The organism is Bacillus marasmi, from assembly GCF_902168435.1.
In the GTDB taxonomy this organism is placed as follows: domain Bacteria; phylum Bacillota; class Bacilli; order Bacillales; family Cytobacillaceae; genus Bacillus_BU; species Bacillus_BU marasmi.
In genome coordinates this window covers 1-25930 of sequence record NZ_LR656174.1, presented here as the reverse complement: position 1 = coordinate 25930, position 25930 = coordinate 1, and the positions used below count along the sequence as shown (strand labels likewise).

The 25930-nt window shown below is 37.8% G+C and carries 27 protein-coding genes and 1 riboswitch; of the genes, 23 read left to right on the top strand and 4 right to left on the bottom strand.

Features of this window, described 5'->3' with window-relative positions:
* The 5 genes from ppdK to FXW34_RS14825 all read left to right on the top strand — a co-directional run bounded on the left by ppdK (window position 1) and on the right by FXW34_RS14825 (window position 8175).
* Complete coding sequence (ppdK, locus tag FXW34_RS14845; RefSeq protein ID WP_147534790.1) at window positions 1-2676, top strand: pyruvate, phosphate dikinase; 2676 nt, start codon at window positions 1-3, stop codon at window positions 2674-2676.
* Between the two features lie 122 nt (window positions 2677-2798).
* Window positions 2799-3560, top strand: a complete 762-nt coding sequence (locus FXW34_RS14840) for an exodeoxyribonuclease III (RefSeq protein WP_147534789.1) — start codon at window positions 2799-2801, stop codon at window positions 3558-3560.
* 522 nt (window positions 3561-4082) lie between these two features.
* Complete coding sequence (dacB, locus tag FXW34_RS14835; protein ID WP_147534788.1) at window positions 4083-5558, top strand: D-alanyl-D-alanine carboxypeptidase/D-alanyl-D-alanine endopeptidase; 1476 nt, start codon at window positions 4083-4085, stop codon at window positions 5556-5558.
* A gap of 81 nt (window positions 5559-5639) precedes the next feature.
* Window positions 5640-7019: a S8 family peptidase gene (locus FXW34_RS14830; protein WP_147534787.1), complete on the top strand. Its 1380-nt coding sequence runs from the start codon at window positions 5640-5642 to the stop codon at window positions 7017-7019.
* A 109-nt stretch (window positions 7020-7128) separates the two neighbouring features.
* Window positions 7129-8175, top strand: coding sequence for a hypothetical protein (locus tag FXW34_RS14825; RefSeq protein ID WP_147534786.1), 1047 nt, complete (start codon window positions 7129-7131; stop codon window positions 8173-8175).
* 225 nt (window positions 8176-8400) lie between these two features.
* On the opposite strand, the gene FXW34_RS14820 is transcribed toward FXW34_RS14825, so the two are convergent.
* On the bottom strand, window positions 8401-8619 hold the full coding sequence (locus tag FXW34_RS14820) for a hypothetical protein (RefSeq protein WP_147534785.1): 219 nt from the start codon (window positions 8617-8619) through the stop codon (window positions 8401-8403).
* 101 nt (window positions 8620-8720) lie between these two features.
* Entirely contained in the window at window positions 8721-9347 is a 627-nt protein-coding gene (locus tag FXW34_RS14815; RefSeq protein WP_147534784.1) for a ribonuclease H1 domain-containing protein, read from the bottom strand.
* A 161-nt stretch (window positions 9348-9508) separates the two neighbouring features.
* On the opposite strand from FXW34_RS14815, the gene FXW34_RS14810 reads away from it, so the two are divergent.
* From FXW34_RS14810 to FXW34_RS14755, 12 genes are all read left to right on the top strand, one after another.
* On the top strand, window positions 9509-9913 hold the full coding sequence (locus FXW34_RS14810) for a hypothetical protein (protein WP_147534783.1): 405 nt from the start codon (window positions 9509-9511) through the stop codon (window positions 9911-9913).
* Between the two features lie 102 nt (window positions 9914-10015).
* On the top strand, window positions 10016-11695 hold the full coding sequence (locus FXW34_RS14805; RefSeq protein WP_246141077.1) for an ABC1 kinase family protein: 1680 nt from the start codon (window positions 10016-10018) through the stop codon (window positions 11693-11695).
* Between the two features lie 94 nt (window positions 11696-11789).
* Complete coding sequence (gene speD, locus FXW34_RS14800; RefSeq protein WP_147534782.1) at window positions 11790-12596, top strand: adenosylmethionine decarboxylase; 807 nt, start codon at window positions 11790-11792, stop codon at window positions 12594-12596.
* Window positions 12597-12718: 122 nt separating this feature from the next.
* Window positions 12719-13573 (top strand): carbon-nitrogen hydrolase family protein, encoded by an 855-nt coding sequence (locus tag FXW34_RS14795; protein ID WP_147534781.1) that lies wholly within the window; start codon window positions 12719-12721, stop codon window positions 13571-13573.
* 31 nt (window positions 13574-13604) lie between these two features.
* Window positions 13605-14285: a GNAT family N-acetyltransferase gene (locus tag FXW34_RS14790; RefSeq protein WP_147534780.1), complete on the top strand. Its 681-nt coding sequence runs from the start codon at window positions 13605-13607 to the stop codon at window positions 14283-14285.
* 152 nt (window positions 14286-14437) lie between these two features.
* A complete protein-coding gene (locus FXW34_RS14785; protein WP_147534779.1) occupies window positions 14438-14638 on the top strand; it encodes a cold-shock protein in 201 nt (66 codons plus the stop codon).
* A 154-nt stretch (window positions 14639-14792) separates the two neighbouring features.
* Window positions 14793-15713 carry a DUF1002 domain-containing protein gene (locus FXW34_RS14780; RefSeq protein ID WP_147534778.1) on the top strand — a complete coding sequence of 307 codons (921 nt, stop codon included), beginning with the start codon at window positions 14793-14795 and terminating at the stop codon, window positions 15711-15713.
* A gap of 150 nt (window positions 15714-15863) precedes the next feature.
* Complete coding sequence (locus FXW34_RS14775; protein ID WP_187118982.1) at window positions 15864-17318, top strand: DEAD/DEAH box helicase; 1455 nt, start codon at window positions 15864-15866, stop codon at window positions 17316-17318.
* Between the two features lie 91 nt (window positions 17319-17409).
* A riboswitch (glycine riboswitch) is annotated at window positions 17410-17488 on the top strand.
* 94 nt (window positions 17489-17582) lie between these two features.
* The gene (locus FXW34_RS14770) at window positions 17583-17858 is read left to right on the top strand and encodes an ACT domain-containing protein (RefSeq protein ID WP_147534776.1); all 276 of its coding nucleotides are present in this window, start codon (window positions 17583-17585) and stop codon (window positions 17856-17858) included.
* 14 nt (window positions 17859-17872) lie between these two features.
* The gene (locus tag FXW34_RS14765) at window positions 17873-19234 is read left to right on the top strand and encodes a PFL family protein (RefSeq protein WP_147534775.1); all 1362 of its coding nucleotides are present in this window, start codon (window positions 17873-17875) and stop codon (window positions 19232-19234) included.
* Between the two features lie 268 nt (window positions 19235-19502).
* Complete coding sequence (locus FXW34_RS14760) at window positions 19503-19892, top strand: sporulation protein (protein WP_147534774.1); 390 nt, start codon at window positions 19503-19505, stop codon at window positions 19890-19892.
* A 113-nt stretch (window positions 19893-20005) separates the two neighbouring features.
* Window positions 20006-20620: a DedA family protein gene (locus FXW34_RS14755; protein ID WP_147534773.1), complete on the top strand. Its 615-nt coding sequence runs from the start codon at window positions 20006-20008 to the stop codon at window positions 20618-20620.
* A 45-nt stretch (window positions 20621-20665) separates the two neighbouring features.
* Here FXW34_RS14755 and FXW34_RS14750 read toward each other — a convergent pair whose 3' ends face one another.
* Entirely contained in the window at window positions 20666-21151 is a 486-nt protein-coding gene (locus FXW34_RS14750; RefSeq protein ID WP_147534772.1) for a hypothetical protein, read from the bottom strand.
* 229 nt (window positions 21152-21380) lie between these two features.
* On the opposite strand from FXW34_RS14750, the gene FXW34_RS14745 reads away from it, so the two are divergent.
* From FXW34_RS14745 to FXW34_RS23180, 3 genes are all read left to right on the top strand, one after another.
* Window positions 21381-21860, top strand: a complete 480-nt coding sequence (locus FXW34_RS14745) for a CarD family transcriptional regulator (protein ID WP_147534944.1) — start codon at window positions 21381-21383, stop codon at window positions 21858-21860.
* A 174-nt stretch (window positions 21861-22034) separates the two neighbouring features.
* Window positions 22035-22391 carry a hypothetical protein gene (locus FXW34_RS14740; protein ID WP_147534771.1) on the top strand — a complete coding sequence of 119 codons (357 nt, stop codon included), beginning with the start codon at window positions 22035-22037 and terminating at the stop codon, window positions 22389-22391.
* A gap of 42 nt (window positions 22392-22433) precedes the next feature.
* Window positions 22434-22565 (top strand): DUF6254 family protein, encoded by a 132-nt coding sequence (locus FXW34_RS23180; RefSeq protein WP_222705332.1) that lies wholly within the window; start codon window positions 22434-22436, stop codon window positions 22563-22565.
* A 44-nt stretch (window positions 22566-22609) separates the two neighbouring features.
* On the opposite strand, the gene FXW34_RS14735 is transcribed toward FXW34_RS23180, so the two are convergent.
* On the bottom strand, window positions 22610-22885 hold the full coding sequence (locus FXW34_RS14735; protein WP_147534770.1) for a DUF1292 domain-containing protein: 276 nt from the start codon (window positions 22883-22885) through the stop codon (window positions 22610-22612).
* Window positions 22886-23122: 237 nt separating this feature from the next.
* Here FXW34_RS14735 and FXW34_RS14730 point away from each other — a divergent pair, with 237 nt between their 5' ends.
* The 3 genes from FXW34_RS14730 (at window position 23123) to FXW34_RS14720 (ending at window position 25896) form a co-directional block, all read left to right on the top strand.
* Window positions 23123-23971 (top strand): aldo/keto reductase, encoded by an 849-nt coding sequence (locus tag FXW34_RS14730; RefSeq protein WP_147534769.1) that lies wholly within the window; start codon window positions 23123-23125, stop codon window positions 23969-23971.
* 237 nt (window positions 23972-24208) lie between these two features.
* The gene (locus tag FXW34_RS14725) at window positions 24209-25117 is read left to right on the top strand and encodes a M15 family metallopeptidase (RefSeq protein ID WP_147534768.1); all 909 of its coding nucleotides are present in this window, start codon (window positions 24209-24211) and stop codon (window positions 25115-25117) included.
* A gap of 305 nt (window positions 25118-25422) precedes the next feature.
* Window positions 25423-25896: an N-acetyltransferase gene (locus tag FXW34_RS14720; protein WP_147534767.1), complete on the top strand. Its 474-nt coding sequence runs from the start codon at window positions 25423-25425 to the stop codon at window positions 25894-25896.
* Window positions 25897-25930 lie beyond the last annotated feature (34 nt).

The window sequence follows — 25930 nt, the reverse complement described above, 5'->3', positions numbered from 1 at the left end:
ATGACAAAATTCGTTTATCTGTTTAATGAAGGACATAGTGGTATGAAGGAATTATTAGGAGGAAAAGGTGCAAATCTTGCTGAAATGACAAGAATTGGTTTACCTGTTCCTTTTGGTTTTACCATCTCTACAGAGGCTTGTAATGCTTACTATGATGCGGGGAAAAAGATTTCTACTGAAGTAGAACTGCAAATTTTAGAAGCACTATCAAGTCTAGAAGAAAAAACAGGCAAACGATTAGGGGATCCAACGAATCCACTCTTAGTATCAGTTCGTTCAGGTGCAGTATTCTCAATGCCGGGAATGATGGACACGGTTCTAAATTTAGGTATGAATGATGAAACCGTTGAAGCGGTAGCGCAATTGACTAATAATCCGCGGTTTGCATATGATTCTTATCGCCGTTTTATTCAAATGTTTTCCGATGTTGTTTTAGAAGTTGATGTTTTCTTCTTTGAACAATTATTAGAGGAATACCGTGAAGAAAAGGGGTATTCCTCAGATCCAGAATTAACAGCTGAGGACTGGAAGGTCGTCATTGCTGGTTACAAAGAAATTGTTAAGAAACGCACGAAGGTAGAATTCCCGCAAGACCCAAAAGAACAGCTATTCCTATCAATTAATTCAGTATTTGATTCTTGGAACAATCAACGTGCTATTGTATATCGTCGTCTTCACAAAATTCCTGGTCATCTTGGAACAGCAGTAAATATTCAGAGCATGGTATTCGGAAACATGGGCGATGATTGCGGAACAGGAGTTGCGTTTACACGGAACCCATCAACAGGTGAACATGATTTATATGGTGAATACTTAATCAATGCTCAAGGTGAAGACGTAGTAGCTGGAATTCGTACTCCACTACCAATTCATACCTTAAAGGCTGCAATGCCAGAGGTATATCAGCAATTTGCTGATACTTGCCGTCAGCTTGAAATGCATTATAAGGATATGCAGGATATTGAATTCACTGTTGAAAAAGGAAAGTTATACATTTTACAAACACGTACTGGTAAAAGAACAGCTCAAGCGGCAATCCGCATTGCAGTTGAGATGGAAAAAGAGGGTATTATCGATAAGAAAACGGCGTTGCTTCGCGTTGACCCTGATCAATTAAATCAGTTGCTACACAGTCGAATCGACGATTCTCACGAGCGCGAAATTATTGCCAAAGGTCTTCCTGCATCTCCAGGTGCTGCAACAGGACAAGTTGTATTTGATGCAGATGAGGCTGAAAGTTTAACGAATGATGGAAAGAAAGTCATCCTCGTTCGTCCAGAAACTACACCAGATGATATCCATGGAATCGTTGCTGCTCAAGCAGTTGTGACAAGCCGTGGCGGTATGACAAGCCATGCTGCAGTAGTAGCTAGAGGTATGGGTAAGGCTTGTATCTGCGGATGCGAAGCATTGAAAATTGATTTGCGAGAAAAGCAATTTTCAGTTGGAGATTTAGTGATTAACTATGGTGATGTTATTACCATCGATGGTGGTACTGGGGAAATTATGCTTGGTGAAATTCCAATGATTGACCCTGAGCTTTCAGATGAATTTGTTATGCTATTAGAATGGGCTGATGAAGTACGTAAGTTGGGTGTTCGTGCAAATGCTGATAATCCAGAAGATGCTCGTAAAGCATTTGAATTTGGTGCTGGTGGTGTCGGGCTTTGCCGTACTGAGCATATGTTCATGGACCCTAAGCGTATTCCAATTGTTCAAAAAATGATTCTTGCTCAGGATGTTGAAGAGAGAAGAGAAGCATTAGAACAGTTATTACCAATGCAGCAAGGCGATTTTGAGGGTATTTTCGAGGCTATGGAAGGTCTACCTGTGACGATTCGTCTTCTAGACCCACCACTTCATGAATTCCTACCGGATAAGGAAGAATTACTTGTTGATGTAACAAGACTTCAAATCACTGACCCTGAATCTGAAGTATTAAAGCAAAAAGAAGTATTACTTAAAAAAGTACGCCAGCTTGATGAGTTTAACCCAATGCTTGGACTTCGTGGATGCCGACTAGGTTTGATTAACCCTGAGATTTATGAAATGCAAGCAAAAGCGATTTTCTATGCCGTTGCAAAATTAGCTGATAAAGGAATTAATGTGAAGCCAGAAATTATGATTCCGTTAGTTGGACATGTGAATGAGCTGAAAGAAATGCGTCAATTGGTCATTGATGCAGGCGTACAAGTACAGGAAGAAACCGGAGTAGAGCTAGACTATCTTGTTGGTACGATGATTGAGATTCCTCGTGCTGCTTTAACTGCGGACCAAATTGCTGTGGAAGCTGACTTCTTCTCTTTTGGTACGAATGACTTAACGCAAACAACTTTCGGTTTCAGTCGTGATGATGCTGAGGGTAAATTCTTACAAGCATATGTTGAAAATAAAGTATTACCTGAAAATCCATTTGCTGTGCTTGACCAACAAGGTGTTGGTAAGCTTGTTGAAGCAGGTGTTACACTTGGTCGTCTAGCAAAACCAGGTCTGAAAACTGGTATTTGTGGAGAGCATGGCGGTGAAAAATCTTCAATCGAATTCTGCTACCGCGCAGGACTTGATTATGTAAGTTGCTCACCATTCCGAGTGCCGCTTGCTCGTTTAGCTGCAGCACAAGCAACGATTGTGAACGAAGAAAATGTTGATTCAAAACTACTAGTGTCACAAGCTTAATATCAAATATTGAGAAGCTGTCTTTCGAATGGAAAGGCAGCTTCTTTCTGTTTGTACTTATCAAGAAAAACAATGTAGAATAGAAAAATATCATTTATAAAGACAACAAGGGGAAGAGAATTATGAAACTAGTATCCTGGAATGTGAACGGTATTAGGGCTTGCGTTGGTAAAGGCTTTTTAGATTATTTTCATGAAATAGATGCGGATATATTCTGTATCCAAGAGACGAAATGTCAAGAAGGACAAATTGAGTTGAGCATTGAGGGATATCATCAATATTGGAATTATGCTCAAAAAAAGGGGTATTCTGGAACTGCTATTTTTTCGAAAAAGCAACCACTATCCGTGAAATATGGAATTGGTGTAGCAGATTATGACAATGAGGGCAGAGCGATTACGCTTGAATATGAAGGCTTTTACCTCGTTACAATATACACCCCTAACTCACAGCGTGATTTGGCACGTCTCGATTTTAGGTTAACATGGGAAGAAGTACTTCGAGAATATCTTTTGGAATTGGATTCCCATAAACCGGTAATTATTTGTGGCGATATGAATGTAGCTCATCAAGAAATTGATTTAAAAAATCCAAAATCAAACATTAAGAACTCAGGGTTTACACCTGAGGAGAGAGAAAAAATGACTCAGTTGTTAAATGCAGGTTTTATCGATTCGTTCCGGTTCCTAAATCCTGAGCAAATTGAAGCCTATACATGGTGGAGCTATATGAACAAGGTCAGAGAGCGAAATATTGGCTGGCGAATTGACTATTTTCTTGTATCAAAAAAATTTGAACAATCGATTGCAAATGCTCAAATTCATTCCCAAATCATGGGAAGTGACCATTGCCCAGTATTACTAAAGTTAAATCTTCATAAATAGAACATTAACAGAGGCTGGGACATAAGTATTTCAGCTAAACAAAAAACCGAACTATTATGTGTAATTCTTACTTAGAATTTCCTAATAGTTCGGTTTTTTTAATTGGCACTACCTTGAAATAACTGTGTGCAAATTTTTTTGCACGTGAGTCTGATAACCCGAAGGTTGATTTACTTGTGTTTAAAAATAAGTGGAAGAATTCCGCTTATTTTGAGAAATACCCATATTTCCCTATAAATAACAGGATTTTTTCCCCTTATTTCATAAAAATCACTGTATTTTGTCTTTTTTGGAGCAGTTAAGCGGAAATTCTCCTCTTATTTCAGATCAATTAGCGCCCTTTACATACAATAAAACGAAATTCTCCGCTTATTTTTTCTCGCACCTTCATGAATATCACCAATGAACATTAATATTCGTTCTGTCCCAGCTTTCTTTTTTATATTTATTAAAACGCTGCATGTTTTCAACATATTTGGAAAAAATATGATTTTGATAATATTTTTAGAATGGGATGGTCTCATGCAGTATTTTTTACATAAAAGATGTCTATTTGTAGTCATAATTGCGTTCTTCGTGTTTGGAATGTCAACCTCAAACCACTTTGTTGCGGCCGAAATGAATCCACCATTAGTTGAGAAAATGATGCAGTATATTGAACAGGACCCAGCATTACAGGGCTCAATAGTGGGGATTAGCCTCCGGTCGCCAAAGGATGGAGAGATCATCTTCCAACACAATGGCGATGTCCGCCTCAAGCCAGCTTCAAATTTAAAGCTGTTAACGGCTGCAGCAGCACTAAAGGTGCTTGGGGAAAATTATCGATTTACCACCAATCTTTTAATGAATGGTACCGTCAAAAAGGAAAACTTGAAAGGTGATTTAATTTTACAAGGAAAAGGTGATCCAACCTTATTAAAAGAGGATTTTGACATGCTTGCTTCTAAAGTAAAAGAAGCGGGGATTGAGGTTATCAGTGGAGATTTGATTGGCGATGATTCGTGGTATGATGATGTTCGCTATTCTCTTGATTTGCCTTGGAGTGATGAAGAAACCTACTATGGTGCGCAAATCTCTGCGCTAACTGCATCTCCTGACAAAGATTATGATGCAGGGACAGTCATGATTGAAGTTAAGCCCGGAAAGTCAATAGGGGACAATGCTGATATATCTTTAACACCAAATACAAAATACATAAACATCATTAATGAGGCAGTGACAGTATCCCCAGATGGTGAGCAAAAATTATCCTTTAGGAGGGAGCATGGAACGAATTTGGTTAAGATAAGCGGGACAATACCACTAAAGTCCAAGTCGAAGCGGGAGTGGATCGGAGTTTGGGACCCGACACTTTATGCACTCGAGCTTTTTAAGCAATCTCTTGAGAATAAGGGGATAAAAGTTATCGGGAATACCAAAAAGGGAAGTGCACCTGAAACAGCTCATCCTGTATATTCTCATCAATCCATTCCGTTGTCAGAGCTTATTATCCCCTTTATGAAATTAAGCAATAATGGCCATGCAGAAATACTCGTTAAAGAAATGGGTAAGGTTAAAAAGGCCGAAGGTAGCTGGGAGAAAGGGTTAGCAGTAATGGAAGAAGCTCTTCAAACAATGGGTCTTAATACTGACACCTTTGTGTTACGAGATGGTTCGGGAATATCTCATGCGGATTTGATTCCAGCAAACGAAATCACCAAGCTATTATTTCTCATTCAAAAAGAGCAATGGTTCTCGGTGTTCCACCACTCATTACCAGTTTCCGGTGACGATACAAAAGAGGTTGGCGGAACTTTAAGGAGAAGGATGAAAGATCAAAAGCTGTCAGGTAGAATTATCGCTAAAACAGGGACCATTGCGACTGTAAGTTCGCTTTCGGGCTATGCTGAACAGAAAAATGGAGAAAAGATCATTTTTGCCATTCTTTTAAACAATTTAATTGATGAGGAAAAAGGAAAACAAATCGAAGACAGACTTATCACAATGCTGGTTGAATGAGAACTTGCTATTTTTTTCCTAGGTTACATCTTCATTAGAAAAGTGAAGCTAGTAATACAGATAAAAAATAGAGGTGGTCTCATGGGTAAAAGAACAATTTATTATTCACTTGGTGGAGCTTTGGCTGCGATTTTATTAGTTGTTGGACTAATTAATTGGAATACCGAACGAAATCAAATACGAATCCAGCAGATAGAAAATAGTCAAAATAATAGGTTTTTGTATAACACTACAAAGCTGCAAAATAACGGTCCATATGCTCCGCAAGTTATGAAAATTAACAGTATTCAAATGGGAGAAACGATTAAAGGTCATTTGCGTGAAGACCCTTCAGTTAAATTGATAAAGCACACGAAGACGAATGAAAGTCATTATAACAAAAATGAGGTAACGGTAAAATTCAAAGCAAATCCAAGTGAAGCTCAGCTAAGTGAAATCCTGAAGGAAATTAATGGAGATATTATTAAACATATAGACTCGACGGTTGTGTTTCGGTCACATTCGATGTCAACACCAGAGCTGATTACTCATTTTCATAACAAGACAAGTGTTGATTTCGCTGAGCCAAATTATCTTTATTTACAAAATGAAGTAGGTCCCAATGATTTATTGTATCAAGAGCAATATCAATGGAATTTACCGGTAATTAGAACGGAGGTTGGCTGGGATGTGACTCGTGGCAAAGAGGATGTTATTATCGCCGTCGTTGATACGGGGGTTGATTTGCAGCATCCTGACTTGAAAAATCGCTTAATTCAAGGTTACAACGTGATTGAAAATAACAATTTTCCCGATGATGATAATGGTCACGGTACTCATGTGGCTGGAATCATTGCCTCTGAAACCAATAATCAAGAAGGGGTAGCCGGAATGACTTGGTATAATAAAATTATGCCGGTTAAGGCGATGGAAGCTGGTGGTTACGGGACAACCTTTGATATCGCAAAAGGAATAACATGGGCGGTTGACCATGGTGCAGATGTGATTAATTTGAGCTTAGGAAATTATCAGCCGTCCCAGCTTATGGAGCAAGCAGTAAAATATGCACACAAAAAAAATGTTGTATTAATTGCTGCTTCCGGGAATGATAATTCAACTCATCCAAGCTATCCTGCTTGTTATCCGGAGGTATTGGCAGTTTCAGCTATTGATTTTAACGGGAATAGAGCAACATTTTCCAATTATGGAGATTATGTAGATGTTGCAGCCCCTGGAGTCCAAATTCCAAGCACATATTTTAACCAACAATATGCTGCACTTTCGGGAACGTCGATGGCGTCCCCACATGTTGCAGGACTTGCAGGATTAATTCGTTCAGCTAATCCAAGTCTTACGAATAAGGAGGTCATAAATATAATAAAAAAAACAGCTTATGATCTCGGTCCGAAAGGTAATGATGCTGAATTTGGACGGGGATTAATTGATGTAAGAAGTGCATTAGAGGAAGTCGCAGCAAAATAATATTTCATACAAAACGAGGCGTTTAGCTGCCTCGTTTTTATTTTTGAAAATGTATAGGCACATAAGAATGGAAAAAAGAATATGATTGCTGTTAAGGAGGATGATTCGTTTGCCAATTTTCGATTTTGTTACAGTAACTGGCGATTTAACCGTAGATGGTCATACACAGTTAGGGAATTCCTCTAATGATAATGTAACGATTAGTGGGAATGAATTTATCCAGGGCGATTTAGCGGTTAACGGAGATGAAATTGTCCAGGGGGATTTGTCTGTAAATGGTAATGAAACAGTACAAGGTGATTTAGCAGTTAACGGGAGCGAAACCATCCAAGGGAACTTAACAGTCAATGGGAATGATATCGTTCGTGGAAATAGTACTGTAAGTGGCAATGAAATCGTTCAAGGTAATCTGTCTGTAAATGGAAATACTGTATTAGGAAGCTCGCTGGGACACCAAGTGCGAATTCCCGGCAATCTCTCGGTCGGTGGCAACTCAATGTTAGGTTCTTCAGTTATTGATACGGTGTTTGTTGCCGGTAATTTAAATGTACAGGGGAATACGCAATTAGGAAAATCCATTACAGATACGGTGAATATAGCTGGGAATGAAATCGTCCAAGGGAACTTAACTGTTAATGGGAATACTCAACTTGGAAACTCCTCCTCCGATGCTGTAATGATTTCTGGTGATGCGTATATTCAGGGTGATTTATTTGTAAATGGAGATACCACATTAGGTAATTCATCAGGAGATACTACGAATGTTAATGGAAGCTTTTCGGTCTACGGGAAAACAAAGCTCGACCGACTTGAAGTAGAAGGAGATACACAATTGGGAAATAGCTCAACCGACACTGTATCCATACACGGTCAAGGCTATATTAAGGGGCATTTGGGAATTGATGGAACATTATTTGTAAATGAAAACGTGCAGTTAGGAAATACCGGCTCGGAAAAAATAAACGTTGTCGGTGAACTTCAAAATAACGTAAATGGCAATATCAATGTGCAACCGAACAACAATATTGCCATTTTAGGCGCTGGTAACGGCATTATATTAACTTCTCCAAATATGCAGCATTGGTTATTAACTATTGATAATGATGGTAATCTTGTTACTTCTAAAGTAAAGTCTCCGTCTGAAATCAAAAGCTAATCGGTATCCTGGTTAGTTTTTGATTTTTTCGTTTTTTATGTTTAAGCCAAGAAATACTATAGTATTAAAGCTAGTATAGGCTCCTCCTACGCCTAATACCGTGACAGCCACGCTTGCTATCCCCACTAGCATAGATTGTAATTATAAATTGTTAAAGTATTCCAGGATATTTGTTAAATTAAAGTTAAAAATTATGAAAAAAGTCCCTTAGAAAGGGACAGGGAGTTAGCGACGTTTCTTTTTTGATTGATCTACAATAACTTTGCTTTTTTTGATTGCCTCTAATTCAACCAAAACATGTATTTTATTTTCCTCGAATGTGGTAATGCCTATTACCGTTGCTTTCCGCCCCTTAATTTTTAACTTATCACCAACAGCTGGAACATTGTTAAGGAGCTGACTTAATAAATTGGTTTTTCCTTCGAAATAATGCACAGCATACATGTTGGTCCCACCTATTTCATATGGAGTAAGCTATATTTTTTTGTATATAGCCTTCATATAAAATATATGTTTTTTGAAAGAATTAGAACTATAAGGGTTGATTATTTTCGCCCGAAATCCGCCTTGATTTCGCCATGCTTTTTAGTATCCCATTTCATTATTTTATTTGTATACGTATTGTCTTTTAACCACTTTTCGGCTCGCTCAATCATATTCCAAACCTGTTCTGTTTTTTCATTTTTAACAAGACTTGTGTTTGCCTTTTTATTCCGTACCCAAGACAGAGCTGTTACGGAATCTGTATAAATATCAGTATTGAGTCCTTTTTTCTTTAATAATGATAAAGCATGGACGATTGCCAAAAACTCACCGATATTATTTGTGCCTAGGATTGGGCCAAAATGGAAAATAACCTGACCTGTTTTAGTTGAAACACCTTGATACTCCATCATTCCAGGATTTCCACTACAGGCAGCATCGACTGAAATACTATTTTCATTGATTTCCACACTTTCGCTAGTAAATGCATTTTTTAAAGTAGGAGCCTTAGCTTGCGTCGTTCGAACGGCCTTGCCTTGCTTAAACGCCTGTTCTGCATCTTTTAATGTTGGAAACGATTTGAAGCTTGCTCCTTGATAGCCTTTAGTTTGCGCCTCACATTCCGCCCAGCTTGTATAAATTCCGGTATTTCTACCTTGCCAAACTACATAGTATTTTTTTCCCGCCATATGTCATTTTCCTCCAAATAATCGTTCTTAAATAATAATTCATTATAACAAATGCATTATCCTCTCACCAAAATGTCTTTTTTTAACGCATTGATTTATAATGAACTTGGAGGAACAACCAGAAATTCAGCAATATTCAACTGCTTAGGAGGCGGTTAATAGTGCTAAGAATGATTTGGGGTTTATTTTTTCTGGGAAGTAGTGTTTTCAATCTCACCTATACATTTTCACATCCGGAATTTTTTGAACAATTTTCAGAATATGCATTGTTCAATGTTTACGCAGTGGTGATTGAAAAATTGGTTGTGCCTTATGCCGAAATTTTCACTGTACTATTGGTCTTGTTTGAATTATTTGTGGGTGTTTTCGTTTTAGGGAAAAATAATTTTGTGAAAGTCGGTCTATATGCGAGTCTGGTGTTCACCATAGTATTGATTCCTGTAATACCACCATATACCTACACAAACATTGTTACAGCTATCGTCCCTATCTATTTATTGCGAAAACAATACCCAAATGTATTCTATAAGGATTTTGTTAACTTTTTTCATCATCGGGGGGCATGATTGTTGTTTTTTGTAAATCCAGAAAAATTCCACAAAAATCAATTTTGTGGAATTTGTCTTTTCCGTTAGAACATAAGTCGCTTTAAACATGAGGTGGTTTGGTTGATTAGAAAGAGAATCCGCCATATGCAACGATATCGAGAAATCGTTTATGCATTTATTCGTTATGGTTTTGGCTATATCATAAAAGATTTAGGACTTATTGAAATTTTATCATTACCAAAGCGGTTATTTGTTGAAGTGAAAACAGAATCACATAGCAAAACAATTGGAGAAAGAATTAGGTTATTTCTTCAAGAATTAGGTCCTACATTTGTAAAAATAGGTCAGGTAGCGAGTACACGTTATGACTTGCTTCCGGTAGAAGTCATTGGAGAGCTTGAGAAATTACAGGATGACGCCCCGCATTTTCCTTATGAGACAGTGGAGGGAATTATTGAAGAAGAGTTAGGTCACCCGATAAAAGATGTGTTCCGAGAGTTTAGTCCAACTCCACTCGCTGCTGCTTCAATTGGTCAAGTCCACTACGGAGTGCTCAAAACAGGTGAACGGGTCGCTGTGAAAATTCAACGGCCAAATATGCAAAGGCAAATTGAAACTGATTTGGAAATCCTTCATGACATTGCTCTTTTAGCTGAACAACGCCTGGCCTGGGCGGCGCATTATCAAATTCGTGATATCGTCGATGAATTTTCACGGTCGCTTTTAGAAGAAATTGATTATACGATTGAAGCCAGAAATGCAGAACGAATAGACAAGCAGTTTGTTGAAGACCCAAAGGTAATCATTCCTAAAGTTTATTGGGATTTTACAACAAAAAAAGTATTGACGATGGAATTCGTTGAAGGAACGAAGGTAAATGAAGCGGACAAGCTTAAGCAAAAAGGTAATAACCCTAAAGTATTAGCGAAAAGAATCGTCGATTCAATTCTTCATCAAATCCTTATTGAAGGCTATTTCCATGGTGATCCTCATCCTGGTAATATTTTAGCATTACCTGATGATTCCATCATTTACCTCGATTTTGGTATGGTTGGGAAGCTTACTCCTGATATGAAATATCATATGGCTTCATTAGTCATTGCTCTCATGCGGCAAAAAACTGATGATGTGATTAAGGCAATTACTCATATGGGCATCGTGCCTGATGATATTAATTTACCAGCATTAAGGAGCGAGGTTGAAAAACTAAATGAGAAATATTACAATGTACCACTAAGTCAAACAAGTCTTGGTCAAGTGGTCAATGATCTGTTTTTAGTGGCTTATCAGCATAGTATTCTGATTCCTTCTGACTTAACTTTACTAGGTAAAACCTTGTTAACGATGGAAGGAATTGTCGTCAAGCTCGATCCAGAGATTAGTATTTTAAAGATTGCAGAGCCGTTTGGTAAGCGACTGCTAATGGAACGGTTTTATCCGAAAAAGATGGCAGGAAGCTTTGTAGACCAACTTGTCAATGCTGGTGAACTTCTCATGGAGCTTCCAAGGAGCTTAAAAGAGCTTTCTCAATTGTTTCGGAACGGTAAAATGAGACAGGAGCTTTCACTTCCAGAAATGGAGTTTCTGCTATCGAAGCTTAATAAGATGTCAAATCGTATTTCTTATAGTCTGGGCCTATTGTCGTTTAGTATTATCATGCTGGGTTTAATTCTCGGTGCTACTATATCTGGTCAAAATTCATATTTTTTGACGAAGCTTCCTATTGTGGATATTGGTCTTGGAGTAGGGGGACTTATGTTCATGTTTCTATTATTTTTGATTTTTAGGTCACGCAAATAATCAAACAAAAATAATTATCAAAAATAAGGGAATGCTATAGCTATGTAATCAATTTATACAGTAAATTGATAAAAAGCTTAAGGGGAGCTGCACGATGGCGCTTACACCAGAGCAAAGAGTCGAGTTGCATGGTTTTAATAATTTAACTAAAACATTGAGCTTCAACATGTATGATATTTGTTACACAAAAACGCGGAGCGAACGTGAGGCATACTTTCAGTATATTGACGAACAGTACAATGCTGACAGGTTGACACACATTTTAAACAATGTTGCCGATATCATTGGTGCTCATGTGTTAAATATCGCAAAACAAAATTATGTTCCTCAGGGTGCAAGTGTTACATTTTTAGTATCAGAGGGGCCAGTCGTAGAAGTGCCAAAAGGGACATTTGCTGAATCACCAGGTCCACTTCCAGAAGCAGTTACAATCTCACTCGATAAAAGCCATATAACAGTACATACATATCCTGAGGCTCATCCTGATGATGGGATTACTACCTTCCGAGCTGATATCGATGTGTCAACCTGTGGGGAGATTTCGCCTTTAAAAGCACTAAATTATTTGATTCACTCCTTTGACACGGATATTATGACTATGGATTACCGCGTTCGGGGCTTTACGAGAGATGTGAGTGGTTATAAATTGTTTATTGATCACGACATTAGCTCAATCCAAAATTATATACCTCAAGAGATAAAGGATTTATACCATATGATTGATGTGAATGTATATCAGGAAAATATCTTTCACACGAAATGTAAGCTACGCAAATTTGATCTTAATAATTATTTGTTCGGGTTTACGACAGAGAGTTTAAGTCCAGAAGAAATAAGTGAAATTACCGAAAAGCTCCATTGGGAAATGGACGAAATCTTCTATGGGAAAAATATTTTATAGCTTTTAAGTCCCTCTAAAGTACTCAGAGGGCTTTTTTGTGTTTGGGAAAGCATATCATTTTAAATCACCGTCATTAATGAGTTATATTCTTAAATATATGGAGACAGGAAGAAGGGGTTACTTTGAAATTACGAGTTTCGGCGGTGCAATATCATTTACATACGATAGAATCCTTTGATGAATTTTCTAAGCAAGTAGAGCACTATATTAAAACCGCACAAGAATATGATACAGATTTTGTGCTTTTCCCTGAATTTTTCACAACCCAACTGCTTTCTATTGATAAAGCTGACGGAAAGCCAAGAACAATTCAAGATTTGCCGGAGTTTACCGACCAATATCTTGCGTTATTTACGAAGCTAGCAAAACAAACAGGTATGCATATTATCGGTGGAACACATGTGTTGCGTGAAGGAGAAAAACTTTACAATGTTGCCCATTTGTTTTATCCGGATGGCAAAATCGCAAGGCAAGCGAAGCTTCACATCACCCCTACTGAAATAAAAGAGTGGAACATGACAAAAGGTGAGAGCCTATCAGTATTTGAAACGGAAAAAGGGACAATTACCATGCTGACATGCTATGATATCGAATTCCCAGAAATTGTTCGAATGGCAAAAGCGAAGGGTGCTGATGTGATATTCTGTCCATCTTGTACCGATGACCGTCATGGTTTCCATCGAGTACGATACACGAGCCATGCGCGTGCAATCGAAAATCAAGTATTTGTCGTGACCACAGGCACGGTTGGTGCATTGCCAAAGGTTGATTTTATGAGAGCGAATTTCGGGCAAGCAGCAGTGATAACGCCTAATGATATCCCGTTCCCTCCAGCGGGATTACTCGTGGAAGGTGAAATCAACCAGGACATGATTGTCACTGCAGATCTTCATTTGGACCTATTATACAAGGTACGTGAAAGTGGATCTGTGACGACATGGCGCGACCGTCGTACTGATTTATATCCAGACTGGTAACGGTAGATGATTAGTCGAAGGAGGCGGAAAAGTGTATCGAAAAGAATTATATGCATTTGAAGGAGATAAGCCAATTCCTGTAGTGATTCGTAATTATCAAATAGAAGATTTTCCAAGGCTGATTCAAATTCAACAGGAGTGTTTTCCTCCTCCGTTTCCATCGGAGCTTTGGTGGAATGAAATGCAATTGAAAAATCATGTAACGCTTTTTCCTGAAGGAGCTTTATGTGTTGAAGTCGATGGTAAATTGGCTGGGTCGATGACGAGCTTACTTGTAGATTTTGATCCAAATCATCCGGATCATTCCTGGGAAGTGATAACCGATAATGGTTATATCCGTAACCACAAACAAAGTGGGAATACGCTTTATGTGGTTGATATCAGTGTCAGACCAAAATATCGGAAGCTTGGTCTTGGCAAATGGCTGATGTTTTCAATGTATGATGTGGTTGTTCACAAAGGTTTAACAAGATTATTGGGCGGTGGCAGAATGCCGGGCTATCATAAGGTAGCTAAAGAATTGAGCCCTGAGCAATATTTGGATGCTGTTGTTAGCGGAACTATGAAGGATCCTGTCATTACCTTTTTATTACGGTGTGGACGCACTCCCGTGAAAGTGGTGCCGAATTATTTAGACGATGAGGAGTCACGAAATAATGGAGTTTTGTTAGAGTGGAAAAATCCTTTTATATGGAATGAATTCAAAAAATAACTAAACTTGCATATTTTGATACATTTTGATATACTGAATAAGAATTATTTTTGTTCCTTATTGTTGGGAAGAACACAAGTTTTCGCCTGGATATCATAAGAGCAAGAATAGTAATACAATGTGTGGATTAATCACACTAGGAGGCAACATACATGGAAAACGGTAAAGTAAAATGGTTTAATGCAGAAAAAGGTTTCGGTTTCATCGAGCGCGAAGGCGGAGACGATGTATTCGTACATTTCTCAGCTATCCAAGGCGAAGGTTTCAAAACACTTGAAGAAGGACAATCAGTTTCTTTTGACGTTGAGCAAGGTGCTCGCGGACCACAAGCAGCTAATGTTCGCAAAAACTAATTAAACCTATAAACTCAAAACAGGCTCAGTAATGGGTCTGTTTTTTTGTATTATGAATAAGATTGTTAAAGTAATTTAGGAAAGTTTGAGCAAAGTAATAATAAAATATGCTATTATCGAAAAGTATAGCCAAAAGTAAAGGAGAATTCATTGGATGTTAAAGCAAATAGTCAAGTGGATTGTTATGTCAGCTGTGTTAATGCTTGCATTGAATATTGGAACGGGGCACTTTGCGGCTGATAGTAATAACAATGAAGATGAAGTAATTAATGAAAAATATGGATTGCCAATTATTGTATATGGAGAGGCGCTAAGCGCAGCTCAAAAAGAAGAAGTGCGTTCTTTGCTTGGGGTTAAAGATACAAGTAAAGTAACTGAAATAACAGTTACTGGAGAAGACTTAGTTAAATACATAAAAGGTGACCGTCATTCAAATATGTATTCTTCAGCTAAAATTACCAGAAAAGATGCTGGTGAAGGTTTGGTGATTAAGCAAGTTACCCCAGAAAATATTACTGAAGTAACTGATGAAATGTACGCCAATGCGCTATTAACAGCAGGAATTGAGGATGCTGTTGTTGAGGTGGCATCACCGGTAAAAGTAACTGGACATTCTGCTTTAGTTGGTATCTACAAGGCATATGATGCTGGTGAAGGTGCTGGACTAGATCCGGAAAGAACAGAAGTAGCGAACGAAGAATTGAATTTGGCTACAGAACTCGCAAAACAGGAAGGCATGGATAAAGATAAGGTAAGTGAACTTCTTGCGGAAATCAAACAGGAAATCGCTGCACAAAACCCTGCAACAAAAGAAGAGATTGCTCAAATCATTGATGATAAATTAAAAGAATTGGGCATTGAAATAAGTGCAGAACATCGTCAGCTATTGATTGATCTGTTTGAAAAAATGCGTGGACTTAACATTAACTTTGATAATGTAAAGTCACAGCTTGAAAGCTTGTCAAAGGATATTCAAAAACGCATCGAAGAAACAATTGGTGACCCTGGCTTCTTGCAAAAAGTAGCAGATTTCTTTAAGGAATTAATCAATAGCATAAAAAACTTATTCTCATAATCGCAATAAAAGGTAAGCGCACCTATGGTGTTGCTTACCTTTATTATTTTTATATCCAGTTTTATTTGCTATTTTCCTAATAAAGCTTCATTATTGATAAGATGAGTTTTATCAAGAAAGTAGGGATATAGATTGCCTGATTTTTTATCAATGGGTATTTCTGAGAACATAGTTAATAAATTAACAGAAAGTGGTATAGCGGTACCGACTCCAATTCAGGAGCAAGCCATTCCTTTAGTGATGGTAGGTAAAGATGTCATTGCTCAGGCGCAAACAGGTACGGGAAAGACATTTGCATTTGTTTTACCAATCCTCGAAAAAATTAATCTGAGTGCCTCACATATTCAAGCACTAATCGTCACTCCAACTAGAGAATTAGCCTTGCAAATAACGAATGAAATTGAAAAATTAATCAGCGACGACGAGAACATCAATGTTCTAGCTGCTTATGGTGGACAGGATGTTGAAAAACAATTAAATAAACTTAAGAGAAATATACAAATTGTGGTCGGTACACCTGGTCGTCTCCTTGATCACATCAGACGTGAAACCATTAATTTATCATCACTTTCTACCCTGGTGCTTGATGAGGCAGACCAAATGCTTCACATTGGTTTCTTGGAAGAAGTAGAACAGATTATTAAAGCGACACCAAAGACAAGGCAAACCATGCTGTTTTCGGCAACGATGCCGGCTGAAATTCGTAAGCTTGCAAATAAACATATGACTACTCCTGAGTATATCCAGGTTGAAAAAACGCAAGGTCCAGCTCTATCCGTTAAGCAAATTGCAATCCATACTGTCGACCGGGCGAAGCAAGCAACCTTAATTGACTTAATCGAAACACATCGTCCTTTTTTAGCTGTGATTTTTTGCCGAACTAAACGTCGGGTTAGTAAACTTTATGATGCTCTTAAAGCACACGGATTTCCTTGCGATGAGTTACATGGTGACCTTTCACAAGCCAAACGTGAACAGGTGATGAAGAAGTTTCGTGAAGCGGAAATACAGCTCTTGATTGCTACTGATGTTGCAGCTCGGGGCTTAGATGTCGAAGGCGTTACCAATGTTTATAATTACGACATCCCTCAGGATGCGGAAAGCTATATCCATCGAATAGGCAGGACCGGTCGCGCAGGAATGTCCGGATTAGCGGTAACGTTGTATTCAGCAAAGGATCGACCAGCTCTAGATTTAATTGAAAAAGAGCTAAATATTACGATTAAGAAGCAAAACATCGGTAATATGAATAAAGCGGACAATGAAGTGAAGGATTTTCAAGGAGTAACTGCTTCGAAACCGCCCCGTGCAAAGCGAAACCGAAACAGTAAACCTTTTAAAAAAGATACCAAGCCAAAGGCCGTGAATGCGAAGGGAGACAAGCATGATGAGCGTCCATTTACCCGCAATAATAAGCAAGTTGAACAAACAGGTAAAGGGAAAAAGAGTGCTGAACGGTCTTTTAAAGGCGGCAGTAACCGCAGCAAAAACCCAGAACGAGAAACATCAAACAGGTCCACAACCAATCGTAGCACCTCGGTTAAACCTGGTATGAAGAAAAAAGGTTTTAATACACAAGCAGGAAAAAGACGAAACTCAAGATAACAGTATTGACGACTTTGAAATTTATTGTTACCATCACTTTATTAATAAAATATTATTGAAAGCAATGAAGGTTATGGGTCACACTATAACTGGAGCAGCTTCTGGAGAGACCGCAACGAAAGTGGCGCCGAAGGATTCACAATCTCAGGCAAAAGGACAGAAGAGTAACAAATACTTCACTGTTAATGTTATTCTACTTGCCTACCTGAGATTGGAGAAACTCCAATCTTTTTTTATTTTAAAATAATATAAGAGGTGTTAGGGATGAAGCAAAGACGTGCAGTTGTAAGTGTTATTGGGAAAGATCAAGTTGGTATTATTGCAAAAGTAACAAATATATTGGCTGATAACAGTATTAATATTTTGGATATTAGTCAAACGATTCTTCAAGATTTTTTCACGATGATGATGCTTGTTGATGTAACTGGCAAGGAAAATCTAGAACAGCTTCAACAGCAATTAGATGAATTAAGTGAAGAAATGGGGCTAAAAATTAATATTCAGCTTGAGGAAATTTTCCAAGCCATGCATCGGATTTAAGGAGGTTATCAAAAATGAATATTGCAATTCAAGAGATGATGGAAACGATTCGCATGGTTCAGATGGAAAATCTTGATATTCGCACCGTAACGATGGGGATCAACCTCCATGATTGTGGCGATTCGGATTTTAATAAAATGAATCAAAAGGTCTACGACAAAATTACAACATATGCTAAGAATTTAAAGGTGGTTGCTGAACAAGTAGAAAAAGAATTTGGCATACCAATTATAAATAAACGAATATCAATTTCCCCGATTGCAGAAATCCTTGGAAACGCAACTAAGGAAGAAGCAATCGAATTGGCGAAAACACTTGATAAAGCAGCTAAGCTTTTAGGTATTGATTTTATTGGTGGCTTTTCAGCCCTAGTACATAAAGGAATTGCGAAAGGTGATCAGGTTCTCTTAGATGCACTTCCTGAAGCTCTAAGTGTAACCGAGCGGGTTTGCTCGTCCATTTCTGTTGCAACTACTAGAACAGGGATTAATATGGATGCAGTAAGTAAGCTGGGCCATATCATGAAAGAAGCTGCTGAGTTAACGAAACACGAAAATGGTTTGGCTTGTGCAAAGCTCGTTGTTTTTTGCAACCCTGTTGAAGATAACCCTTTCATGGCAGGAGCTTTTCACGGCTCAGGAGAAGGAGAAGTGGTCCTAAATGTAGGGGTAAGTGGGCCAGGTGTAGTGTTAAATGCGTTGAAGCGCCACCCCGATGCAGACCTTGGTGAGGTGTCTGAGGTTATTAAGAAGACTGCTTTTAAAATTACAAGAGCTGGCGAGCTAATCGGTCGCGTTGTGGCAGAACGACTTGGTGTCCCGTTTGGGATTATGGATTTATCACTTGCTCCAACGAATGCGATTAATGATAGTGTTGCTGAAATTCTTGAAGAGATTGGTCTCGAGCGTGTCGGGACACATGGAACAATTGCTGCACTCGCATTAATGAATGATGCGGTTAAAAAAGGTGGAGCGATGGCTAGTTCCTATGTAGGTGGATTAAGCGGAGCGTTTATCCCGGTAAGTGAGGATAATGGTATGATTCGGGGTATCGTCGATGGGGCGCTTACGCTTCCGAAGCTTGAAGCCATGACGTGCGTTTGTTCCGTTGGGCTTGATATGATTGCAATCACTGGCGATGTAACACCATCAACACTTTCTGCCATTATTGCTGATGAAGCAGCAATTGGGATGATTAACAAAAAGACAACTGCAGTGCGAATTATTCCTGTGCCAGGTAGTGCTGAAGGTGATATGGTCGAGTTTGGTGGCTTACTTGGACGTGCACCTGTTATGGGTGTAAATGCATTTAGCTCTGAAAAGTTCATTAGACGGGGCGGGAGAATTCCTGCACCATTACAAAGCTTGATTAATTAATTATTTTTAGATTGACACGGACACTGTTTCCCCTTATTCTAATTGTAATAGCATAATTTTTCCTCAAAAGGGGAGTAGCTTTAACAGCAAAGTCGTCATTTCAGAGTATATGCTCTCGGCTTTGTTGGCAACTTGATGTTGTTAGCCAGACCTTTACCGTATTTGGTAAGGGTCTTTTTGTTTTTATGGCCGTTACCGAATAGGTAACGGTCATTTTTATTAACAAATATGCTCTTTTTTAAAAAAACCAGTACAGGAGGAATAGGAAATGATGTTACGAAAATACATGTCTTTAATGGGAATTGGTTCTGCACAAGTGGATTTAATCATAAATAAAAATATATATAGACAAGCTGAAACCGTAAAAGGTTATTTTAATGTAATGGGTGGTACTGTTGAGCAGAAAATCAAAAGAATTGAATGTGACTTGATTAAAATGAATCCACATACGGAGACGCAAGAGATTATTGATTCGATTACAATTCTCTCAACACAGGAGATAGAATCAGGGGGGCAAAATCGGATTGAATTCCAATTCACCTTGCCTAAATCAATAGATAAAACCTCACAAACCGTATCCTATCATTTCAAAACAAAACTCATCTTTGATGAGGGTGTTAAAAGTTTAGACCATGATCCGATTTTTATTGTGAACTAGACAGAATGTTTTTAGGCTTTCCAATTCAGTGCTATAATTAACATGACAAATATTAGGATAAAACTGGAAATAGCCGACCATCTATTGGAAAAGTAGGAAAATGGAGGCGTCACATGCAAAGCTGGATTACTGATTTTATGGAACAATTCGGATATTTAGGTATCTTTTTGCTTATGTGTTTAGAGAATGTTTTTCCCCCGATACCTTCTGAACTTATCTTGCCTTTTGGAGGGTTTATGACCACTCATACTGAATTAAATGTATTAGGGGTGATTTTTTCAGCTACTGGAGGGTCAGTGCTTGGCGCCATCATACTTTATGGTGTAGGATTGTTACTTGATGTAGAGCGTCTGTTGAAGATTGTTGATCGCTGGGGTAAGGTCCTTCATGTAAAGAAAGAGGATATTTTAAAAGCGGATGCATGGTTTGATCATCATGGTTATTGGACCGTTTTATTTTGTAGAATGATTCCTTTTATTAGAAGCATGATATCGATTCCCGCTGGTATGTCAAATATGAAATTTAGCTTGTTTTTATTTTTTACTACTGTAGGGACATTGATTTGGAATTCCATTCTCGTCGGTGCTGGAGCACTGCTTGGTAAGTCGTGGGAAAAGGTTCTGTATTTCATGGGAATTTACTCTAATGTTATTTATATCGTCTTGGGCATTCTAGTGATAGGCGTATTGATGTATTTCATTTTGAATAATAAAAAGAAGCGGGCATAAAAGGCTGACTCATTTGGTGCAACGTACCTTTGAGTCAGCCCTTTTTCATTCTTTTTCTAGATTTACATTATGTTCTTGAGCGAGGTTATCAAGTTTTTTCTGATAGTCGCTAATTTGGTTACGACCTTGCTCAAGCATATCGTTGGCTTGATTGATCAAAACAGGATTTTGATTTTCTAATGCTTGAATGATAACCTCAAAGGCTTCAAGTTGAGTTTCGGCGGCTTTAATATATATATCATGGATTTTTTCTAATTCTTCTGTTTCGATTTTTACTGCTTTAAGCTCCTGTAGAAATTGCTTATAAGTAGGAATAACTTCATTTTGCAGAGCATCATACAAAGCTTGGTCGTTAGTAAAGTTTGCTCCTGTTACACTTTCATATGCGGTTACTGCTTTCTTTTCCAGTTTATGTGCTTGGGACAATTCAGAATTTACGTAGTTAAGTATATCTTCCTGGATGGGATCCTTTAAACAACCAGAGAGTAAGACGAATGCAATCAAGAATAGAAAAGCAAGACTTTTTCTCATAGCGCGCACCTCCTCAACCCTACATTATGATGGAGTGGAAGTCCATTATTCGTCAAAAAAATTCCATATTATTGTAAGGGGATGATAATATTTAATCTTATACAGAAAAAACACATTTTTTTATAAAAAGTATTGACATGTATAAATGTTAAATGATATTATATAAAATTTGATTAAAATTCTAAACTGTGTTATCCTTAAAAGTGTAGCAAATACGGAGGTGGATGTTCTGTTTAATATTGGCGATTATATTGTATATCCAATGCATGGTGCGGGAGTCATTGAGGCGATTGAAGAAAAGGAAGTTCTTGGGGAAACACGTAAGTATTACGTCATAAAAATGCCTATGAATAACATGAATGTTATGATCCCAATTGCACAAATTGAGAATTCACGCATACGGATGGTTGCAGATTTGCCAATGCTAGATGAAGCTTTAGACGTCTTTCATCACGGTGCATCTGATACGACGCTTACATGGAAAGAAAGATTTAAGACAAATATGGAAAAAATGAAATCTGGTGAACTATCCGAGGGTGCTGAAGTGGTCCGTGATTTACTGCGGATTAACAAAGCTAAAACTTTGAATTCAAGTGAAAGACAAATGCTTGATAGTGCCCGCAGGATATTTGTTAGTGAACTTGGGATTGTTAAAGGTGTAAATGAAATTCAAGCAATGGAAATGTTAAATGAAGAATGGTCTTGTTAACTATATATAGAAAAAAAGAGCTGAAAGGCTTTTTTTTTTGCCTTTCAACGCTACTGGTATTTTATGACGAGCCAATGGGCGTAAGGAATGTATAATTTCAATTTCATAAGGAAAAATAAGCATTGTCATAAAGAAAGAAACGCTGATTAGCGAAAAGAAGGATGTGTTTGTTTCATGAATAGCAACAAATGGTTGAAAACAGTGAATGATTTCAGCAAAAATATAAATTGGTTCGGGCAAAAGAAACGCACAGGTAAAGGAATTTTTTGGGCGTCTTTATTAGGTTTAGGAGCGAGTGCTGCCGCGTATCAAATGGGTAAGAATCAACAAAATAATAAACCTGATCGTCTCCAAACGTTGATGGACAATTTTCAAAAAACTAAAAATATATCTCTGCCTAATGTGGCGATGGCCGAGTTTGCAAAAGAAATAGCACCAGAAACAGTTTCTTCTGCTAAGAAGGAAGATAATAATCAAAACGATGATTTTTCAGAAACAATCCCTTCAGAGGATCCTTTAAAAAATGATTAATGAAAGTTTCAGAATAAATAAACATTTGAAAAGGGGATAAGCATGACACAATCACAGCACGAAAAAGAACGTTTATGGAGAGTTAAAAAAGAAGACCAGCATCCGCATGGAAAAGTTAAATCCTTTGAGCAATTATCGAGTGAAGCCGGGAAAACGACGAAGTCAAATAAATAGGTAGGAAAAAGAGGAACTGAATGCTCAGGTCCTCTTTATTCATGTTATTCTTCTTCATCATCAAAAATTTCATCAAAAGCTACTGATACTTTTTCAAACTCTTCGTCACTTTCGATGGCCGTCAAATCGCCCTCTTCATCCACTTTCAAGAAATAAATATCAATATCGTCCTCGCTATCCTCATTTTGAATATCCTCCACAAAACCAACGGCGACATATTCATTCCCTTCAAGCTCGATAGTACCTAGGACTTCAACCTCTTGTCCAACACCTTCATGATCCTCAATTGTAAAAATTTCGCCTACTTCTACTTTTTCCATGTTCATCCTCCTCAGGTAAATCAAAAGTTCCATTACCTATACACTATCTTCCCATAACACGTAGATTTAATACAGTAAGAATAATAACAACAATATTATGGCAGATTAGTTCATATGTTGCTTTTTAGTATTCATCCTTAATCTAATCGTTTAAAATAGGGTTTACCAATCAATAAACTAGATTATATGAACAGACGATTGACTGATTTTTTTTATGAATGAAATAGGAGGGACAAGATGATATCTAGTTTGAAAGACAAAACAACATTACATAATGGAGTTAAAATGCCGTGGTTTGGATTAGGTGTGTTTAAGGTTCAAGACGGAGATGAGGTTATTCGATCCGTCAAAGCTGCATTAAATCATGGGTATATAAGTATTGATACTGCAGCTATTTATCAAAATGAAGAAGGCGTCGGTAAAGCAATTCGTGAATCAGGAATTCCACGAGAAGAGCTGTTCATCACATCAAAGGTTTGGAATTCGGATCAAGGCTATGAATCAACCTTGAAAGCACATGATGAAAGCCTGAGAAAGCTTGGGCTGGATTATTTAGATTTATACTTAATCCATTGGCCAGGAAAACATTTGTATAAGGAAACATGGAAAGCACTTGAAAAACTGTACAAGGAAGGACGCGTCCGTGCAATCGGAGTCAGTAATTTTCAAGTCCATCATTTACAGGATTTGATGAACGATGCAGAAATTATCCCAATGGTAAATCAAGTTGAATATCACCCTCATTTAACCCAAAAGGAACTCCACGAATTTTGCAAGCAGGAGCGTATACAGTTGGAGGCTTGGTCACCGCTAAAACGAGGTGCGCTACTTAATGAGCCAGTTTTAACTGAACTTGCGGAGAAATATGGGAAAAGTGTTGCTCAGATGATTTTGCGATGGGATCTTCAAAATGAAGTGGTTACGATTCCAAAATCGATTAAAGCTGATCGAATTATTGAAAATGCAAGTATTTTTGATTTTGAAATTTCAGCAGACGATATGAATAGAATTGACGGTCTTAATATTGATGATCGAAGTGGATCACACCCGGATCAAATGGTAGTAGGTTTTACGGAAGGAAATTGAGAAGATGCTCTCGTAAAGGGAGCATTTTTCTTTTTGGGAAGATTCGACTATTCCCAACAAATTTCTTGTATGCTAAACTGAAACCTGTGATTAATATGCGGTTTTTCTTTTTAAAAAGCCAATTAATGAAACGAAATGTTGTTGAATTTCGTCTAATTGTCGAATTGTGTTTTAGGAGTAATTTTTGAACGTTTTATGGCAATAATCAAAATAAATATAAAAAAGGAAGTAATGGAGATGAACAAAAAAATCTCGTTTGGCCTATGTGGATTACTACTTGCTTCAATACTATCAGGCTGTGGAGATATTAAACCATTTGATGAGTCTGCAAATGGTGAAAGAACAGCTAAAGCAAAGATGACTCAAACGATAAAAGAACAAATCGATGCACAAAAAGCTAAGCTTAATGAAAATCAACCAAATAACAATCAACAAATTTCAAATAATCAAAATAATGCCCAACAGTCAAATGGGGGTCAAGCAACATCATCTGAACAATCACAACAGCAACCTCAACAATCAGGTACACACTCAGAAACTGGTGATGCGATAACGGTTATCGCCCAACCGGAAGCGATAGCTGTGCTTGTAAATAAATACTTTAAGCTACCGGAAAACTATGCTCCTCAAGATTTAGTTCCAGCTAATATTCCATTTATTTCATCAGCAACAACAGAAAAACGCAAATTACGAAGTGAAGCAGCAACAGCTATTGCTGAATTATTTGCTGGAGCAAAGGATCAAGGGATACATTTATTGGGAGTTTCTGGCTATCGATCACATGCGACACAGGTTTCACTATTTAATCATTACGTTCAGCAGGATGGCTATGAGAAAGCGCGAACCTATAGTGCAGTTCCTGGAACGAGTGAACACGAAACAGGCCTAGCAATTGACGTAACTGGAAGCGATGGTCGCTGTCCTGCGCAAGATTGTTTTGGAGGTACAGTTGAGGCAGAATGGCTCCAGACACATGCCGCTGAGTATGGATTTATTATTCGATACCCAAAAGGGAAAGATTCCATTACAGGTTATAAATATGAGCCGTGGCACCTTCGTTATGTTGGAAAACAAATAGCAAGCGATGTTATGAATAAAAACACAACGCTAGAAGAATATTTCAACGCAGTACCAGTAAATAATTAACGCGTTAAAGGAGTGGGGGACAGGCCCCCACTCCTTTAACGCGTTAATCAGAAAGTTCAATAAATATTTGTTTATCCCGCCTTAATGGGCAGTAATACCCCACCTCTAGATTATGAGTATACAAAGAAGAAGGTGGGGATAAACTGCCCATAAAGGTCCGATAAGTTCAACTATCCATCATTGGGGGATGAAGAAACCCCTCCTGATAGAAGTTTCACTTTATAAATATTCAGTTTTATGATTAAATATTAGTATAGATTCGTGGGTGTTTATTAAAAAATTATGATGAACAAAAGGTGAGAATAATGGTTGAAATTAGAAAAGCGAAGATTTCAGATATAGAAACGATACATAATTTAATTATGGGTTATGCTGAGCAAAAGGTTCTATTGCCTCGCTCAAAGGAATCCTTGTTCCAAAATATTCAAGCTATGTTTGTAGCAGTGATTGAAGGTCAAGTTGTAGGATGTGCTAGCTTAACGATATTTGATCAGCAGCTTGCTGAAATTCGTTCGTTAGTGGTTGATCCTAATATGGGTAAGCGTGGGATTGGTAAGCTATTAGTCGACAAAATTGTTGAAGAAGCAAAACGTATTGAAATTGAAAGACTGATTTCTTTAACCTATCAGGTGGAATTCTTCCAAAAGTGTGGTTTTGAAGTAACTGTTAAAGACAATATGCCGCAAAAAGTATGGAGTGATTGCATCAATTGTCCAAAGATGCCAAGCTGTGATGAAATTGCGATGATTTACTATATTAATAAAAAAGTAGTTTCCTAATTTATATACTGAAAAAGGCCGACCTATTTAGGTC